14 protein-coding genes are annotated in these 16,625 nt (G+C 60.7%); 7 read left to right on the top strand and 7 right to left on the bottom strand.

The features are described from left to right. Positions 1 to 14 precede the first annotated feature (14 nt). Positions 15 to 1,277: a urate hydroxylase PuuD gene (locus SIAM614_RS14495; RefSeq protein ID WP_006935561.1), complete on the bottom strand. Its 1,263-nt coding sequence runs from the start codon at positions 1,275 to 1,277 to the stop codon at positions 15 to 17. 121 nt (positions 1,278 to 1,398) lie between these two features. Between SIAM614_RS14495 and SIAM614_RS14490 the strand changes: the two genes are divergently transcribed. The 3 genes from SIAM614_RS14490 to SIAM614_RS14480 all read left to right on the top strand — a co-directional run bounded on the left by SIAM614_RS14490 (position 1,399) and on the right by SIAM614_RS14480 (position 5,178). Then, a complete protein-coding gene (locus SIAM614_RS14490; RefSeq protein WP_006935560.1) occupies positions 1,399 to 2,319 on the top strand; it encodes a LysR family transcriptional regulator in 921 nt (306 codons plus the stop codon). 609 nt (positions 2,320 to 2,928) lie between these two features. Further along, a complete protein-coding gene (locus SIAM614_RS14485) occupies positions 2,929 to 3,696 on the top strand; it encodes a Stf0 family sulfotransferase (RefSeq protein WP_006935558.1) in 768 nt (255 codons plus the stop codon). A gap of 141 nt (positions 3,697 to 3,837) precedes the next feature. Continuing rightward, on the top strand, positions 3,838 to 5,178 hold the full coding sequence (locus tag SIAM614_RS14480) for a mechanosensitive ion channel family protein (RefSeq protein ID WP_006935557.1): 1,341 nt from the start codon (positions 3,838 to 3,840) through the stop codon (positions 5,176 to 5,178). Between the two features lie 201 nt (positions 5,179 to 5,379). On the opposite strand, the gene uraH is transcribed toward SIAM614_RS14480, so the two are convergent. After that, positions 5,380 to 5,733 carry a hydroxyisourate hydrolase gene (gene uraH, locus SIAM614_RS14475; protein WP_040440347.1) on the bottom strand — a complete coding sequence of 118 codons (354 nt, stop codon included), beginning with the start codon at positions 5,731 to 5,733 and terminating at the stop codon, positions 5,380 to 5,382. 227 nt (positions 5,734 to 5,960) lie between these two features. On the opposite strand from uraH, the gene puuE reads away from it, so the two are divergent. The 3 genes from puuE to SIAM614_RS14460 all read left to right on the top strand — a co-directional run bounded on the left by puuE (position 5,961) and on the right by SIAM614_RS14460 (position 9,358). Then, positions 5,961 to 7,355 (top strand): allantoinase PuuE, encoded by a 1,395-nt coding sequence (puuE, locus tag SIAM614_RS14470; protein ID WP_006935555.1) that lies wholly within the window; start codon positions 5,961 to 5,963, stop codon positions 7,353 to 7,355. Next, positions 7,352 to 7,849, top strand: a complete 498-nt coding sequence (locus SIAM614_RS14465) for an ureidoglycolate lyase (RefSeq protein WP_006935554.1) — start codon at positions 7,352 to 7,354, stop codon at positions 7,847 to 7,849. The genes puuE and SIAM614_RS14465 overlap by 4 nt, the downstream gene beginning before the upstream one ends. Before the next feature lie 72 nt (positions 7,850 to 7,921). Next, entirely contained in the window at positions 7,922 to 9,358 is a 1,437-nt protein-coding gene (locus tag SIAM614_RS14460) for a uracil-xanthine permease family protein (RefSeq protein WP_006935553.1), read from the top strand. Between the two features lie 435 nt (positions 9,359 to 9,793). Here SIAM614_RS14460 and SIAM614_RS14455 read toward each other — a convergent pair whose 3' ends face one another. The 5 genes from SIAM614_RS14455 to bhcA all read right to left on the bottom strand — a co-directional run bounded on the left by SIAM614_RS14455 (position 9,794) and on the right by bhcA (position 15,509). Beyond that, a complete protein-coding gene (locus SIAM614_RS14455) occupies positions 9,794 to 10,777 on the bottom strand; it encodes a type I glyceraldehyde-3-phosphate dehydrogenase (protein WP_006935551.1) in 984 nt (327 codons plus the stop codon). Between the two features lie 14 nt (positions 10,778 to 10,791). Next, positions 10,792 to 11,757, bottom strand: coding sequence for an iminosuccinate reductase BhcD (bhcD, locus tag SIAM614_RS14450; RefSeq protein ID WP_006935550.1), 966 nt, complete (start codon positions 11,755 to 11,757; stop codon positions 10,792 to 10,794). Between the two features lie 309 nt (positions 11,758 to 12,066). Beyond that, the gene (bhcC, locus tag SIAM614_RS14445; protein ID WP_006935549.1) at positions 12,067 to 13,230 is read right to left on the bottom strand and encodes a 3-hydroxy-D-aspartate aldolase BhcC; all 1,164 of its coding nucleotides are present in this window, start codon (positions 13,228 to 13,230) and stop codon (positions 12,067 to 12,069) included. A gap of 99 nt (positions 13,231 to 13,329) precedes the next feature. Continuing rightward, a complete protein-coding gene (gene bhcB / locus SIAM614_RS14440) occupies positions 13,330 to 14,322 on the bottom strand; it encodes a beta-hydroxyaspartate dehydratase BhcB (protein WP_006935548.1) in 993 nt (330 codons plus the stop codon). Next, positions 14,319 to 15,509: an L-aspartate--glyoxylate aminotransferase BhcA gene (bhcA, locus tag SIAM614_RS14435; RefSeq protein ID WP_006935547.1), complete on the bottom strand. Its 1,191-nt coding sequence runs from the start codon at positions 15,507 to 15,509 to the stop codon at positions 14,319 to 14,321. The genes bhcB and bhcA overlap by 4 nt, the downstream gene beginning before the upstream one ends. Positions 15,510 to 15,679: 170 nt before the next feature. Here bhcA and bhcR point away from each other — a divergent pair, with 170 nt between their 5' ends. Next, entirely contained in the window at positions 15,680 to 16,540 is an 861-nt protein-coding gene (gene bhcR, locus SIAM614_RS14430; RefSeq protein ID WP_006935544.1) for an HTH-type transcriptional regulator BhcR, read from the top strand. The last annotated feature ends 85 nt before the right edge of the window (positions 16,541 to 16,625 follow it).

Here is a 16,625-nt window from a genome sequence, read left to right as displayed (position 1 = left end):
TTGGCGGCGGCACTTTAATGGGTCGCAGCCATACCGAAGGGCAGTTGCTCGCGTGCGTTCCTGTACCACTCAATGATCTTCTTGCGCTCGCCCTCTTCCATGAAGGAGACATTGGCCGGTGGCATTGCGTTGGTGACGCCGGCCTGAAGGTAGATCTGCTTGGCGGCGCGCACCACGTCTGCCTTGGTTTCCAGCAGCATGCCCTTGGGGGCCCAGTAGATGCCCTCGTAGAAAGGTTCGCGGGCGTGGCACATGCCGCAGCGGCCGGGGATGATGTTCATGACATCGTCAATGCCTTCTGCATTCGCGAACACCTGTTCCGTCTCGGTCAGCGGGCGGGCGTCCGAGGCCTCCCAGGTGTCCTGCTGGAGCGGTGCCAAGGACAGCTGGATGATGGCGACGAACAGGATCGCCGTTGCCAGCCATGTCCAGGTCGGCGCCGGGGCACCCGTGTGCTTGGTGTTGAAATAGTGCCTGATGGTGACGCCCATCAGGAACACCAGCGCGGCAATCAGCCAGTTGTATTCCGAAGCAAAGGCGAGCGGATAATGGTTGCTCAGCATCAGGAACACGACCGGCAGGGTCAGGTAGTTGTTGTGGGTGGAGCGCAGCTTGGCGATCTTGCCGTATTTGGCATCCGGGGTCCGGCCGGCCTTCAGGTCTGCCACCACAATCTTCTGGTTCGGAATGATGATGAAGAACACATTGGCGGTCATGATCGTGGCGGTGAAGGCGCCAAGATGCAGCATGGTGGCCCGGCCGGTGAAGATCTCGTTGTAGCCGTAGCCCATGGCCACCAGCAGCGCGAACAGCAGAAGCATCAGCAGCGTCGGGCTTTCCCCGAGTTTCGATTTGCACAGCCGGTCATAGACCAGCCAGCCGATGGTCAGAGACCCGGCGGAAATCAGCACACCCTGCCACAGGGCAAGATCGGCCTTGGCCGGATCGATCAGGTAAAGCTCGCCGCCGACCCAGTAGACGACCATCAGCAGGGCCGCGCCGGACAGCCACGTGGAATAGCTTTCCCATTTGAACCAGACCAGGTGCTCGGGCATGTTTTCCGGCGCCACCAGGAACTTGCGGATGTGATAGAAGCCGCCGCCGTGGACCTGCCATTCCTCGCCGTGAGCCCCCTTGGGCAGGTCGGGAGCTTTCTTGAGCCCGAGGTCCAGCGCAACGAAATAGAACGACGAGCCGATCCAGGCCATCGCCGTAATCACATGCAGCCAGCGGACCGCAAAGGCGATCCAGTCCCAAATGATGGCAATGTCCAGCATTGCTTCCCCTCCAAATTCGTTTGATCCAAGCTAGCCCAAGCAGCAATTTTCTGGTATCTCGGGATAATTCCGAGCAGTTTCAAAAAAATCGGAACAATAACCGGCCCGGCTAGACATCCTCATGGCGTATCTGGAAAACATCCGAACCTTTCTGCGCGTTTACGAGCTGGGCAACATGTCCGCTGCCGCGCGCGACCTGCGGATTTCCTCTGCTGTCGCGTCGTCACGGGTGTCCCAACTGGAAGAGCATCTGAACGTCCGCCTGTTCCAGCGAACCACCCGTGCCCTCAGCCCGACAGAGCATGGCAACTTGTTCTATCGCGGTGCAACAAAAATCATCGAAGCGGTGGAAGAAGCCGAAGCGGAGATCAGTAACGTCACCCGTTCGCCGCGCGGCACGCTGTTCGTTGCCGCCCCCATCGGCATGGGCCAACGGCTGATTGCCCCGGCGATCCCGAAATTCAAGGATGCCAATCCGTTGATCGACATTCGCCTGCGCCTGTCCGACCGCAAGGTCGACCTGACGGGTGAAGGCCTCGATGCCGCGTTCTTCCTGGGGCTGCCGGAAGACTCCAACCTGAAGATCCGCAAGATCGCCGATTGCAGCCGCGTGCTGTGCGCCTCACCGTCCTATCTCGCCCGCAAGGGCAACCCGAAAACCAGCGAGGAGCTTGGTGCCGGCCGCCACGACTGCCTCAACATGCGGTATCCCGGTGCACCGGAATTTCAGTGGCCTCTGCAGACGGAAACCGGCGTCAAGCGTGTCGCGGTGTCCGGCCCGTTCGAATCCGACCATGGCGATGTTCTGACCGGCTGGGCGCTGGAAGGCCACGGCATCGTGCTGAAGCCGGTGTTCGAAGTCGCCGATTATCTGGCGTCTGGGTCTTTGGTGCCGGTGCTGGAAAACGAGCCGCCTATCCCGGTTCAGATGGCCTGCCTCTATACCCACCGCCGCCATCAGGACCCGAAGGTGCGCCTGTTCCTGGATTTCATGGTGGCGCATATCCAGAAATCGCTTGCGGACATGGCTAGCACGCATTGAGGGCTATGCCCTCACATCCTGAAATCTGTTTCCCTGAAGTTGCTATAGACCGGCTGCATGCTTTGCCGAGGCGTCTCCTCCGCCCATAGGAGGGCAGCGCAGCTTTCTTTCAGCGGGAAAAAGGCCGGTTCCGGGCTAGTTGCGACGCGACCCGTATCAGATGATCTTTGCGAGTGAACACTCTTATCGGTTTCCACGCCGAGTGCTTGCCCCCTCATCCTGTGGAAGCGTAAAGCGCTGTCTCAAAGGATGCGCCACCAGCTCCGAATTTGCCGCCCATGCTTCGAGACGGACCTCCCGGTCCTCCTCAGCATGAGGGTTTTTTTTTGGGGGGGGAGAGCCTGAACCAGATGCCTCCTGTTCCCTCATTGTTTCCACCGCCCCTGCTGATATCGCTCGTTACATGTGTCCTCCCCCCCCACAGCTGTGGTCCTTCAAACCACCACCTCATCCTGAGGAGGGTGTTGGGGGAGAGCCGTTGGCAAGGTGTTGCTCGCCGGACACCCCGAATAGAAAATCCGCCACCTTTTCAGGGCCAGATCCCCGGCAAGTGTCTTTCCATGGCGCTTGTGTCTTGCACCTGTCACAGATCGCAGACAGGAAGATCCAATGCCTGCGTATTCGTCCTACATCCTGTGCACTTCGCCGCGAAGCGGCAGCACGCTCTTGTGCAAACTTCTGTCGGCAACGGACGTTGCCGGGCATCCGAGGTCCTATTTCCACGAGCCGTCTCTGACGGCGTGGAGCGAAGGCGTTGGCGTTGCGGCGGCGCCGGACGAGCCCGAGGCGGAGTTCCGGCGCCGGATATTTGCGGCGGCCATCGAATTAGGCACAGGTGGCACCGGCCTCTTCGGATTGCGGTTACAGCGGCACAGCTTCGATTTCTTCATGAAACAGCTCGCCTGCCTGCATCCGGACGCTCCCAGCGATCTGGCGCGTCTTGAGGCTGTCTTCGGTAACACGCTGTTCATTCACCTGACCCGGACAGACAAAGTCGAACAGGCGGTCTCCTTCGTTCGGGCCGAGCAATCCGGCCTCTGGCACAGAGCCCCGGACGGCACCGAACTGGAGCGTTTGTCTGAGCCGCGCGAAGCCCACTATGACGCTGCCGAGATCCGCGCCTGCTACGAGCGCTTCACCCGGTTTGAGAGCGACTGGCAGGCTTGGTTCGAAAGTCAGCGCATTGCCCCGCTCAGAATCACATATGATGCCCTTTCGGCAGACCCGCAGGCGACCTTGCGCCTTGTCCTCCAGCACCTCGGCCTGAAGGAGACCGCGGCGGATGGCGTCGTGCCCGGCGTGACCAAACTGGCGGATGCCACCAGTGCCGACTGGGTATCGCGCTTCCGGGTGGATCTGGATGTTAGGCACACATGAGCGCCGTCTGAGTGAACCGGCCGGGGCACGGCATCGTATCCTTCGCTGAAGACAAGGGGTTTTGCACCCGCCTTGGCCACGCGCCGTGAATGCTGTTAAGCTCTTGATGCTTCATCTGGAAACAGACGGACGGCTGCGTTCATGAACCTCGAAGGTTTCATTGCTGAACTTCACTCTTGGGGCATGCTTGCGCTCAGCTATCTGACTGCGCCCTGGTTTGCCTATCAGGTCGCCATCATCGCGGTTCTGTTCGGCTTGGCCAAGGTGCTGAGCCTTCGCGTCGAACCCAGGCTCGAAGCGCGCGCCCGCGAGATCAGGGGACATCCGGGTCTGCTACGCGTGGTGATTGCTATGCTGCGTCGGACCGAATGGATCCTGTTCAGCCTGTTCCTGTTCATCGCGCTTACGGTGATGCGCGCCGTCACGTGGCCGAGCCGCAGCCATTTCATCGCCATTGCGCTCTCTCTGTCGCTCGCCTGGCTGTTTGTTGCTGTTCTTTCGAGAGTTATCCGCAACCGGCTGGTTGCCAGAACGCTCAGTTGGCTCGCCTGGATCTATGTTGCCCTGGTCATTCTGGGCTTTGACGACGAGGCCGGCAGTTTTCTCGACAGCATGGCTCTGCCCCTCGGCGAGATGCGGCTGTCGTTGCTGCTGATTCTCAAGGCGGTGCTGCTTCTGATTGCGACCATCTGGGTCGCCGTCATTCTTGGACGTTATTTCGATGAGCAGGTTCAAAAGTCGGACGAACTGACACCGTCGATCCGCGTGCTGATCGGCAAGGTCGCAAAATTCGGGTTGATTCTGGTGGCCGGCACGATCGCGCTGTCGTCGGTCGGGATCGATCTGTCCGCCTTTACCGTCTTCACCGGAGCGGTCGGCCTCGGTCTCGGCTTCGGCTTGCAGAAGGTCATCTCCAACTTCATATCCGGCATCATCATCCTGCTCGACAAGTCGATCAAACCGGGCGACACCATCTCGCTGGAAGGCACATTCGGCTGGATCCGCGAGTTGCGCGCCCGCTTCGTTTCCGTCGTCACCCGGGATGGACGCGAATACCTCATCCCGAACGAGGACTTCATCACCCACCGGGTGATCAACTGGTCCTTCAGCGACGAACTCGTCCGCCTCGACGTCAATTTCGGCGTCTCCTACGATGCCGACCCGCATGAGGTCTCAAAGCTTGCCATCGAAGCGGCGATGACGGTCGGCCGGGTTGAAGGCTCCCGGCGCCCGGTCTGCTGGCTGACTGGCTTCGGCGACAGTTCGCTCGACTTCGTCCTGCGCTTCTGGATTCGCGACCCGCAACAGGGCCTGACCAACGTACGCGGCAAGGTGCTGCTGGCGCTTTGGGACACCTTCAAGGAAAACAACGTCAATATCCCGTACCCGCACCGGGAAATCATAATCAAGAAGCACATGGGAGATGGATTGCCTTCGGAGGCCTTCCAGGAGGTCCGTGGCAAGCAGAAAGAAATCGATTAGCCTTGTCTAGATAATTTTGCCCTACCCGAGGATGCCGATGCTTCCAACCCAGCAAAAACCTCATCCTGAGGAGGACCTTGGGTCCGTCTCGAAGGATGGGCCACTTGTTCGGAGCAAGGGTCCCATCCTTCGAGACGCGAGCAGGCTCGCTCCTCAGGATGAGGCGGTAACGTTGGAAAACACTCGAACCGGTGCCCCTCCTCAACTCCCCCGATAGGTCGAATAGCTGAAGGGTGAGACCAGCAGCGGCACGTGGTAATGCGCTTCTTCGGACATCCCGAAGCGCAGGGGCACCGTGTCGAGGAATTTCGGTTTCGGCAGAGCAATGCCAGTGGCGTCGAAATAGGCGCCGACATGGAACACCAGCTCGTAGGTTCCGGTCTTGAATTCGTCTTTCGGCAGGATCGGGCTGTCGGTGCGGCCGTCGTCGTTGGTTTGCAGGCTTCGTATGTAGGTCCGGCTGTCACCCTCGATTGCATAAAGATCGATCTTGATGCCTTTTCCAGGGCACCCTTGGGCGGTGTCGAGCACGTGAGTCGTCAGGTAACCGGCCATCTTGGCTTCCTCCAAATGTCAGTTTGCGCGCATGATGCTGTGGGCCTTAATCGAAGGGCACCCGTGGTTCACAGGAAGCACTTTCTAAAAAGACGAGAAAGTCATGTCCATTATTCTGTTTTATAAGAAGACAACATGCCAGCCCCTTGAATGAGGCACAGTCTTTGCTTGGTTCAAAACACGTTGGTATCACGAGGAGGTCCGTCTTGAATCGCTATTCCCGGAACATGCGTGGCTATGGTCAGAACCCGCCGGATCCAAAGTGGCCGGGCGGAGCCAGGGTCGCTGTCCAGTTCGTGTTGAACTACGAGGAAGGCGGCGAGAATTGCGTGCTGCATGGCGATGCGGCGTCCGAGGCGTTCCTGTCCGATATTCCAGGTGCTGCCCAGTGGCAGGGCAAGCGTCACTGGAACATGGAATCCATCTACGAGTACGGGGCGCGCGCCGGTTTCTGGCGCCTGCACCGGCTTTTCACACGGGCCGGCATTCCGCTGACTATCTATGGTGTCGCCTCCGCGCTCGCGCGCAGCCCGGAACAGGTGCAGGCCATGAAGGACGCCGGCTGGGAAATCGCCAGCCACGGCCTCAAGTGGGTCGAGCACAAGGATATGCCCGAGGACGAGGAACGTGCGGCCATCGCCGAGGCCATCCGCCTGCACACAGAAGTGGTCGGCAGCCGTCCGCTCGGCTGGTACACGGGCCGCTGCTCGGAAAACACCGTCCGCCTCGTCGCGGAGGAAGGCGGATTTGCCTATATTTCAGACACCTATGATGACGATCTGCCCTATTGGCTGGATGCCGACGGCCGCGATCAGCTGATCATTCCCTACACGCTGGAAGCCAACGACATGCGCTTCGCGACGGCGCCAGGATGGACGGATGGTGAGGATTTCTTCCTCTATCTGAAGAACGCCTTCGACATGCTCTATGAAGAAGGCAAGACGGACACACCGAAGATGATGTCCATCGGCCTGCATTGCCGCCTTGTCGGCCGTCCGGGCAAGATCATGGCTCTGAAGAAATTCATCGACCATATCCAGGCTCATGACGGCGTCTGGTGTCCGCGCCGGATCGAGATCGCGGATCATTGGGCCAAGACCCATCCCCCGCAGAAGGGCCTGCACCCCAGCCGCATGGAGAAAGCCGAGTTCGTCGAAACCTTCGGCGGCATCTTCGAGCATTCTCCGTGGATTGCCGAGCGCGCCTTCGAGCTGGAACTTGGCCCGGCACATGACTGTTCCGCCGGTGTTCACAACGCGCTGTGCCGGATGTTCCGGTCCGCAAGCGAGAAAGAGCGCCTCGGCGTTCTGACCGCCCACCCGGATCTTGCCGGCAAGCTGGCCCAGGCTGGCCGCCTGACGGCGGAAAGCACCAACGAGCAAGCTAGCGCCGGTCTCGACATGCTGACCAACGAGGAGCGCGAGACCTTCACCCGGCTGAACAATGCCTATGTCGAAAAGCACGGCTTCCCGTTCATCATAGCGGTGCGCGATCATGACAAGGCTTCGATCATGGCCGCTTTCCAGCGCCGGATCGACAACGACCGGGCGACGGAATTCGGCGAAGCCTGCCGCCAGGTGGAACGGATCGCCCAGTTCCGGCTCAAGGACCTTTTCCAGTGAGCCGTGTCATCGCCCCCTCGCCCCTGACCGCAGAGGCCTTCGCCGCCTATGGCGATGTCCTCGAGGTGGCGGGCGCGCCTGACAAGATCATCAATCAGGGCATGTGTGGGCGTCATCATGACCGGGCAAAGCTCGACTTCGGCACTGGCCGGGCAGGCATCAGCCTGTTCGATGCCAAGGCCCGGTCGTTTCCCTATGTCGTCGACATGGTCGAGCGTCACCCGGAAGGCAGTCAGGCCTTCATTCCGCTGGACGGTGTGCCGATGCTGGTTGTCGTCGCGGACGACGAGAACGGCCAGCCGGTCAACCTGAAGGCATTCATCAGCCAGCCCGGGCAGGCGATCAACCTGTATCGCGGCACCTGGCACGGAGTTCTGGCACCGCTCTGGCAAGCGGGCCGCTACGCGGTCGTGGACCGCATCGGGGAAGGAGCCAACCTGGAGGAACACTGGTTTCCCGACCCTTGGACAGTGGAGGCCGATAACAAGGAATAGGCCTCCCTTTCAGAACGATCCCCGCCCGCTCAACGAGGCGGAGACGTTCGCACGACCTTCAGAGGAGCAGAAATGTCTAATTCATCGATCGGATCTCCGGCGCAGCTCCGGGATCCCAATTACACACCGCCGCTTTACAAGGCGATCCCGCTTGGCATCCAGCATGTCCTGGCCATGTTCGTCTCCAACGTCACACCCGCCATCATCGTGGCCGGTGCAGCCGGTTTCGGCTTCGGGTCGAATTCACCCGATTTTCCCGAACTGCTTTATCTCATCCAGATGTCCATGGTCTTTGCCGGGGTCGCGACCCTGTTGCAGACGATCACCATCGGCCCGGTCGGTGCGGCCCTGCCCATCGTTCAGGGTACGTCCTTCGCGTTTCTGCCGATCATGATCCCGCTCGTTGCCGGCAAGGGCGTCGACGGTCTTGCAGCCCTCTTCGGCGGCGTGATCATCGGCGGCTTTTTCCATGCGTGCCTGGGTCTCGTCATCGGCAAGATCCGCTTTGCCCTGCCGCCGCTGGTCACAGGGCTTGTGGTGACCATGATCGGTCTCGCGCTGGTCCAGGTCGGCATCCAGTATGCCGCTGGCGGTGTTCCAGCCATCGGCACACCGGAATACGGCTCATTGCTCAACTGGGCTGCCGCCCTGGTGGTGATCGTGGTGACGCTCGGGCTGAAGTTCTTCGGCAAGGGCATGATGTCCGTCTCCGCGGTTCTGCTCGGCCTGATCGCCGGTTACATCTTCGCGCTGGCCACCGGCATGCTGACGTTCGAAGCTGTGTCGACCTCCTGGGACCGTGCAGCCGTCTTTGCCTTGCCGCAGCCGTTCAAATACGGCTTCGAATTCTCGTTTGCAGCCGTGCTCGGCTTCTGCCTGATGGCCTTCGTCTCAGCGGTGGAAACCGTTGGCGACGTTTCCGGCATCACCAAGGGCGGCGCTGGACGTGAAGCCACGGACAAGGAAATTGCCGGGGCGACCTTTGCCGATGGTCTCGGCACGGCCATTGCCGGTTTCTTCGGCGGCTTCCCGAACACCTCCTTCAGCCAGAACGTCGGCCTCATCGCCATGACCGGCGTCATGAGCCGCCATGTCGTGACCATCGGCGCGATCTTCCTGATCGTCTGCGGTCTGATCCCGAAGGTCGGCGCGGTGATCCGCACCGTTCCGATCGAGGTTCTCGGCGGCGGTGTCATCGTGATGTTCGGCATGGTTGTTGCCGCCGGTATCTCGATGCTGTCGGATGTGAACTGGAACCGGCGCAACATGGTGATCTTCGCCATCTCGCTGTCCATCGGCCTCGGCCTTCAGCTGGAACCGGGCGCCCTGCAGCACATGCCGGACACCGCACGCATCCTTCTGACCAGCGGCCTGCTGCCGGCAGCCCTGATCGCCATCGTCCTCAACCTGGTGCTGCCGGAGGAACTCTCCGACGAATCCACCGAAGAGGTCTCCGGCGGTCTCTCCGGCCACGGACGCGGCTCCCTGCCGAAGGAAGAAACGGCGTAGGGCCAAGCTTTACATGAGGATGAGAAAGGGCCGCCTGAGCGGCCCTTTTTATTTCTGTCGCCCGTCTTCCTGGGCGCGGAGATCCGAAACCAGGTGCCGGGGCTTTTCACTTGATAATGTGAAATGATCCGGTCCAGGGGCTCCCCGATCCCGGCTCGCACTTCGTTTGGCCGGGATGACGATGGTGAGGGTTCGCAGGGAAGAATTTCAGGCGTTTCAGCAGTTGGAAATTTTCCCCTCCGTCATTCCGGACAAGGGAGGCGCAGCCGGACGCAGATCCGGAATCCAGACATATTTCGCGCTGAAAGCGCGGCCAAGTCTTCTTCTGAGGTGTTCGCTGCGCTGACACAGATCAGCTGCGTTCCGGATCAAGTTGCAGCGATGCTGCACTGATCCGGAACGACGGTGACAGGAGAGCTTGCGGCTTCTCCCCCCTTACCGCCCCGCCATCAGCCGGGCCATGTCGATCATGCGGGCGGAAAAGCCCCATTCGTTGTCGTACCAGCCGAAAATACGCACCTGGTGGTCATTGGCCTCGAGCGTTTCGGGCAGGTGAATGACCAGGGATTCCGGCCGCGCACGCATGTCCGTGGACACCACGTGGTCCTGCACGAAGCCGATCACCGGATTGCCGGAAAAGATCTCGAGCAGTCTATCATTGAAGGGTGCCTTGACGGGCTGTGCCAGTGTCACCGTCAGGTCGACGGCGGACACGCTGATCGCGGGCACCCGGACGGCGGCACCGCTGATCTTGCCCTCAAGCTGCGGCAGCACCTTGCCGACCAGCTTGGTGGCGCTGGTGGTGGTCGGCACCATCGAGACACCACCTGCGCGGCTGCGCTCCAGCGGCCCGCGCGGGGCATCCACCATCGGCTGGCTGCCCGTGTAGCAGTGGATGGTCGTCATATGCCCGCTCTTGATGCCGATGGCATCATCCAGGCCGCGCAGCAGAGGGGCGAGTGCGTTGGTGGTGCAGGAGCCGTTTGAGACGATGCGGTGATCGCCGAGCTGATCTTCGTTCGCACCAAGCACCAGCGTGATGTCGGCGGCCCTGGAAGGACCGGACACCAGCACGTTGGCCGCGCCTGCTTTCAGACCGCGTTCTGCGATCTCGCGCGTGTCCGCCTTGCCGGTGCATTCCAGCACCACGTCGATGTCTGAAAGATCGAGAACAGACAGATCGTGTTCGGCGGAAAACACCATCTCGCGCCCGTCCACCGTCAAGGTGCCCTCGCCCGCCGTTACGTCGCCCGGCCAGGGACCGAAGACGCTGTCATACTTGAAGAGATAGGCACAGGTTTCCAGCGGTGCGATATCGTTGATCCGCACCACCTCGATCCGTTCCGCTTCGGGTAGTTTCATCACTTGACGCAAGAGGGTCCGACCGATCCGGCCGAACCCGTTGATCACAATCCGCATTGTCTACGGTCCGTCTAGAAATCCACTTCGATCGCGACGCCCTTTTGGATTGCCAGATCGACCGCAGCAGACGCCACGGCAAGGTCCTGAAGGCCGACGCCGGTCCCGTCGAAAAGCGTAATATCGCTCTGCGAGATCCTGCCCGGATGATTACCATTAATGACGGCGCCGATCTCAATTATATTGTCCTCAGAGACAATTCCGCTGGCGACCGCATGCTGGCATTCGCCGATGGTTGCCGACTGAGCGACTTCATCCGTGAAGAGCTTGGCCTTGGCAACAAGGGCAGTATCGACTTCCTGTTTGCCCTTGGTATCCGTGCCCATGCAGGCGATATGGGTGCCCGGCGTGACGTGCTCTTCCATCAGGATCGGATCAAAGCTGGAGGTGATCGAGATGATCACGTCGGCTTCCGCACCCAGCCTGGCCAGATCGACAGATTCGTAAGGCAGACCGAGCTCATTTGCGGTTGCCTCCAGGCGCACCAGCATTTCCGGATGAAGATTCCAGCCGAGTACCTTTTCAAAGCTGCGCTGTTCGGCGGCCGCCCGCATCTGGAATGCCGACTGGTGACCGGCCCCGATCATGCCAAGCACCTTCGCGTCCTTGCGTGCGAGATGCTTGATGGAAACCGCAGAGGCTGCCGCCGTGCGCAGAGCGGTCAACAGGTTGCCGCCGACAACGGCCTTTGCCTTGCCGGTATCGGCATCGAACAGGAACACGGTCGACTGGTGGTTGGTCAGGCCCTTTGCCATGTTGCCCGGCCAGTAGCCACCGGACTTCAGGCCAAGCGCCAGCGAAGACCGGTCGAAGCCCGACTTGAAGCCATAAAGCGCATCGGCATGGCCGATGGCCTCACGGATAACCGGAAAATTACAGGCTGCCCCACTCGCCATGGCGGCAAAGACGCTTTCGACAGCGTCAAAGGATTCCTGGCGGCCGATGAGGCCTGCGATTTCCTTTTCAGGAACGATGATCATATGTGTCTCCAGAGGGTTCTGACCCTGAACGTCTAAAGACCTCATTCTGAGGAGCGCGCCTTGCACGCATCTCGAAGGATGGGCCACTTGTTCCGGAATTCTTGGCCCATCCTTCGAGACGGGCTTGTCAGCCCTCCTCAGGATGAGGAGGTGGTTGGTGTGACAAACTCCACCGCCGTCATGCCATGGCTTGACCATGGCATCCATGCCGTGCCCCATTCGTTCGAAAAGCTTCGACGTGCGGAAAGATCACGGCATGGATTACCGGGTCGAGCCCGGCAATGACGAGCAGCTGGGAGCTCGTGGTCCTCAATAAGCCTTGCCACGGGCCGAGATCGGCCAGACCGTCTCGACCTTGCCGCCCCGCACGCCGACATACCAGTCGTGAACGTTGGCAGTCGGGTCGCAGTGTCCAGGCACCAGCTTCAGCTTCTCGCCGACCTTCAGGACGCCGTTCGGGTCGGCGATGACGCCATGCTCGTCCGAGCACTTGACATATTCGACGTCACTGCGGCCGTAGATGACCGGCAGGCCGCTGTCGACGGACTGGGCTTTCAGGCCCGCATCGCAGATCGCCTTGTCGGCTTTCGCGTGGCTCATCACCTGGGTCAGGATGAAGAAGGCGTTTTCCCATTCGCCCTGGTCGATGCGCTTGCCGTCCTTGTCGAGAATGCGGCCATAATCCGCATCCATGAAGGCGTAGGAGCCGCATTGCAGCTCGTTGTAGACACCGGAATTGGATTCAAAATAATAGGAACCCGTGCCGCCGCCGGAAACGAGCTCCGGTTCCAGGCCTACCATCTTCAGCGCCTCCACAGCGTCCTTGACCATGGCAATGGCAATGTCGAGCTTTTCCTTGCGGGCTTCGAAGCTGTCGATGTGCTGCATGGCGCCCTGATAGGCCTGGATGCCGGTGAACTTCAGGTTGCTTGCCGCGTCCACCGCCTTGGCGATTTCGACGACGGCGTCACTCGTGGTCACGCCGCAGCGCCCTGCGCCGCAATCGATCTCGATGAAGACTTCCAGCGTGGTGCCGTGTTTGACGGCTGCTTCCGACAGGTCGGCAACATTGGCGAGATCGTCGACACAGACGATCGTGCGGCACCCGAATTTGGGCAGCCGGGCCAGGCGGTCGATCTTGGCCTTGTCGCGCACCTGGTTGGACACCAGGATGTCCTTGATGCCGCCACGGGCGAAGACTTCGGCTTCCGAAACCTTCTGGCAGCACACCCCGACGGCACCACCGAGGCGTTCCTGCAACTTGGCGACATCCACCGACTTGTGCATCTTGCCGTGCACCCGGTGACGCATGCCGTGGGCCTTGGCATAGTCGCCCATCTTCTTGATGTTGCGCTCCAGCGCATCGAGATCGAGCACCAGACAAGGCGTCTGGATATCGGCCTCATCCATGCCGGGCACGGCGGGAATGTCATAGCCGACTTCGAGTTTTTCAAATCCGGTTTGTGCGTTCATTTTGTACTTCTCCAAGTGGCTCAAACGGTCCGGATCAACCAGCGTTCGGATTTCATCCGAATGCTGAAAAGTTGATCGTTTTTAAAGCAATGGCGCATCTTAGCTGCGTTCCTCGGAACACAGGATGCTCCAGGGCAGCTTGCCGAGATCGACATTGCCGCCGGTGATGATGACGCCGACGCGTTTTCCGGCGAAGACGTCCCTGTTCTTCAGGATGGTTGCCAGTGGCACGGCGGAAGAAGGTTCCATGACGATCTTCATCCGCGCCCAGATCAGGCGCATGGCGTCGATGATTTCCTGTTCCGACGCGGTCAGGATGTCGGTGACGTGATTGGAGACGAAGTGCCAGGTCAGCTCCTTGAGCGGCACTTTCAATCCGTCGGCGACCGTGTCCGGTGCATCGTCGGCAATGATGTGACCGGCCTTGAAGCTGCGGGCGGCATCATCCGCCTGCTCCGGTTCGGCGGCATAGATCTTCACGTCAGGTGCCAGGTTCGACAGGGTCAGACAGGTGCCGGAGACCATGCCACCGCCGCCGATCGGGGCAATCACTGCGTCGAGGCCGTCTGTCTGCTCCAGCAATTCCTTGGAACAGGTGCCCTGCCCCGCAATGACACGCGGGTCATTGTAGGGGTGAACGAATTCCGCACCAGTGCGGGCTTCGACCTCGGCAAAGACCGCTTCGCGGCTGGAGGTGGAGGGCTCGCACTCGGTGATAATGCCACCGTACCCACGAACCGCGTCCTTCTTGGCCTGCGGCGCCGTTCTCGGCATCACCACGTGGCAGGGAATGCCCCTTCGGCCGGCCGCATAGGACAGGCTGAGTGCGTGGTTGCCGGAGGAATGGGTGGCGACACCGGCCTTGGCGGTTTCCTCGTCCAGACCAAAGACGGCGTTGGATGCACCGCGCACCTTGAACGCGCCCGCCTTCTGGAAGTTCTCGCATTTGAAGAACAGCTCCGCGCCGGTCAGTTCGTTGAGGAATGACGAAGTCAACACCGGCGTGCGGTGGATATACGGCTTGATGCGCTCATGGGCGACGAGCATATCCTCAAGCGTCGGGATGTACTGGGTCAGGGCGTCGGTTTTCATGCGGCTTCCTTCGAGGCAATGGCGCTGTCGCTGCGATAGACTTCCTGGGCTGCGGCAACACCGGACCCCAGTTTGATGTCGAGGCCGAGATCGGCCATGACCATTTCGGCTGTGGCCAGACCCGACAGCATCATGACGTCGGTCAGGCTGCCCAGGTGGCCGATGCGGAAAACCTTGCCCGCGACCTCTCCGAGGCCGACACCAAAGGCGACGCCGTATTTCGCTGCGGCGTGAGTCACGATGCCGGTGGCGTTGAAGCCCTCGGGCGTGCGGATCGCGCTGACAGAGTCCGAATAGATGTCCGGTGACCGGGCGCAAAGCTCCAGGCCCCAGGCCCGGACTGCGGCACGCACGCCTTCGGCAATGCGGTGATGGCGGGCAAAGACGTTCTCAAGCCCTTCAGCCAGCAGCATGTCGCAGCTCTGCTTCAGACCGTTCATCAGGCCGACAGCTGGCGTATAGGGATAGGCGTTCGACGCGTAGGCTTTCATCATGTCGCGCACATCAAAGAAGGTCCGCGGCAACCGGGCGCTTTCAACAGCGGCCTGCGCCTTAGGCGATAGGGCGATGATGGCGAGGCCCGGCGGCAGCATGAAGCCTTTCTGGGAGCCGGTGACCGCAGCATCGACGCCCCATTCGTCCATGCGGAAATCCATGGAGGCAATCGAGCTGACGCCGTCGACAAAGAACAGCGCCGGATGCTTCGCGGCATTCAGCGCACGGCGCACGGCGGCAATGTCGGATTTGACGCCGGTCGCGGTTTCGTTGTGGGTTGCCAGAACCGCCTTGATCTCGTGACTGGTGTCCGCCGTGAGGATTTCCTCATAACGGTCCGCAGGCAATCCCGTGCCCCAGGGCGCCTCGACCACCTCAACCTTCAGGCCGTGGCGCTGGCACATGTCGATCCAGCGGTGGCTGAACATCCCGTTGCGGGCAGCCAGGATCTTGTCACCGGGGCTCAAGCAGTTGGTGATCGCGGTTTCCCAGCCGCCGGTGCCGGTCGAGGGAAACAGGAATACCTCGGCGGTTTCCGTCTTCAGCACCTTTTTGACGCCGGCAAGCGCAGGCTGGAGGATCTGTCCGAACAGCGGCGAGCGATGGTCCAGAGTCGGCATGTCGCAGGCTCTGCGGAGCGCCTCCGGCATGTTGGTGGGGCCGGGAATGAAAACAGGATTTTGGAAGCTCATGGCCGTTTCCTCTTATGAATTTTGAGAAACGGTATCGCGCGGAGGCAACTCGCCGCAATTTTTTTAAAATATTTTTTCAAAAATGGATTTTGCGAAAACTATCAGTATTGTCAGTATGTTATATTTTTCATATGGTGAATTGATTTTTCAATTTCTGAAAAAGTGAGCTGATGATAGACCCCAAACCCGACAGTTCCGCCACAAGACGTGCCCGTGGGAGACCACGCGCCTGGGACGACAAGACCGAGCAGAACACCATCAAGTCGCTCGACCGGGCAATGGCCGTATTCGAGCATCTGAGCACCCAGTCCGGCGTCTCGCTGTCGGCCCTGTCGGACCAGCTTGGCGAATCCACGGCTACGCTCTACCGCATCCTGTTCACGCTGGAGACACGCGGCCTGGTGGAGTTCGATCAGGCCCAGCAGCTCTGGCACATAGGCCCGGGCGCTTTCATTATCGGTGCACGATTTTTGAGGCGCACCAGTCTGGTGGAGCGGGCCCGCCCAATCCTGCGCTCCCTGATGGAGCAGACGGGCGAAACGGCCAATCTGGGCGTCGCGCAGGCGGACCAGGTGCTGTTCGTCAGTCAGGTGGAAACCCACGAAAGCATTCGTGCGTTCTTCCCGCCCGGCACCTTGTCGCCGCTGCATGCCTCCGGCATCGGCAAGGCGCTGCTGGCCTTCATGGACGAAGATCAATGCAAGCGCATTCTGAAGCAGACCGACCGGGAGCGTTTCACCGAGCACACGCTGTGTGACGCGGATCTGCTGGCTGCGGACCTGGAAGCGATCCGGGCGCGCGGGTTTTCGATCGACGGGGAAGAAAAGAACCTCGGCATGCGCTGCATCGCGGCGCCCGTGTTCAATCACTATGGCGAGGCCGTTGCCGGGCTCTCCGTCTCGGGTCCGACAAGCCGGGTCAGCCCGGACAGGATCGCCCCCTTCGCCGACGCGGTGAAGACGGCAGCGGCAGCACTGACCGCCGCCCTCGGCGGCGAAAACGCTTTGCCGCAAACAAAGACCGCGGAGTGAGGCCCCTTCGCTACCTTCGACAGTAAGAAACTACGGCCATTTCCACATTCACCCTCATCCTGAGGAGCTGCGATAGCAGCGTCTC

This window comes from Roseibium aggregatum IAM 12614, assembly GCF_000168975.1.
Classification (GTDB): domain Bacteria; phylum Pseudomonadota; class Alphaproteobacteria; order Rhizobiales; family Stappiaceae; genus Roseibium; species Roseibium aggregatum.
The sequence above is the reverse complement of the archived record's forward strand: the minus strand, read 5'-3'. Positions and strand labels throughout refer to the sequence as shown.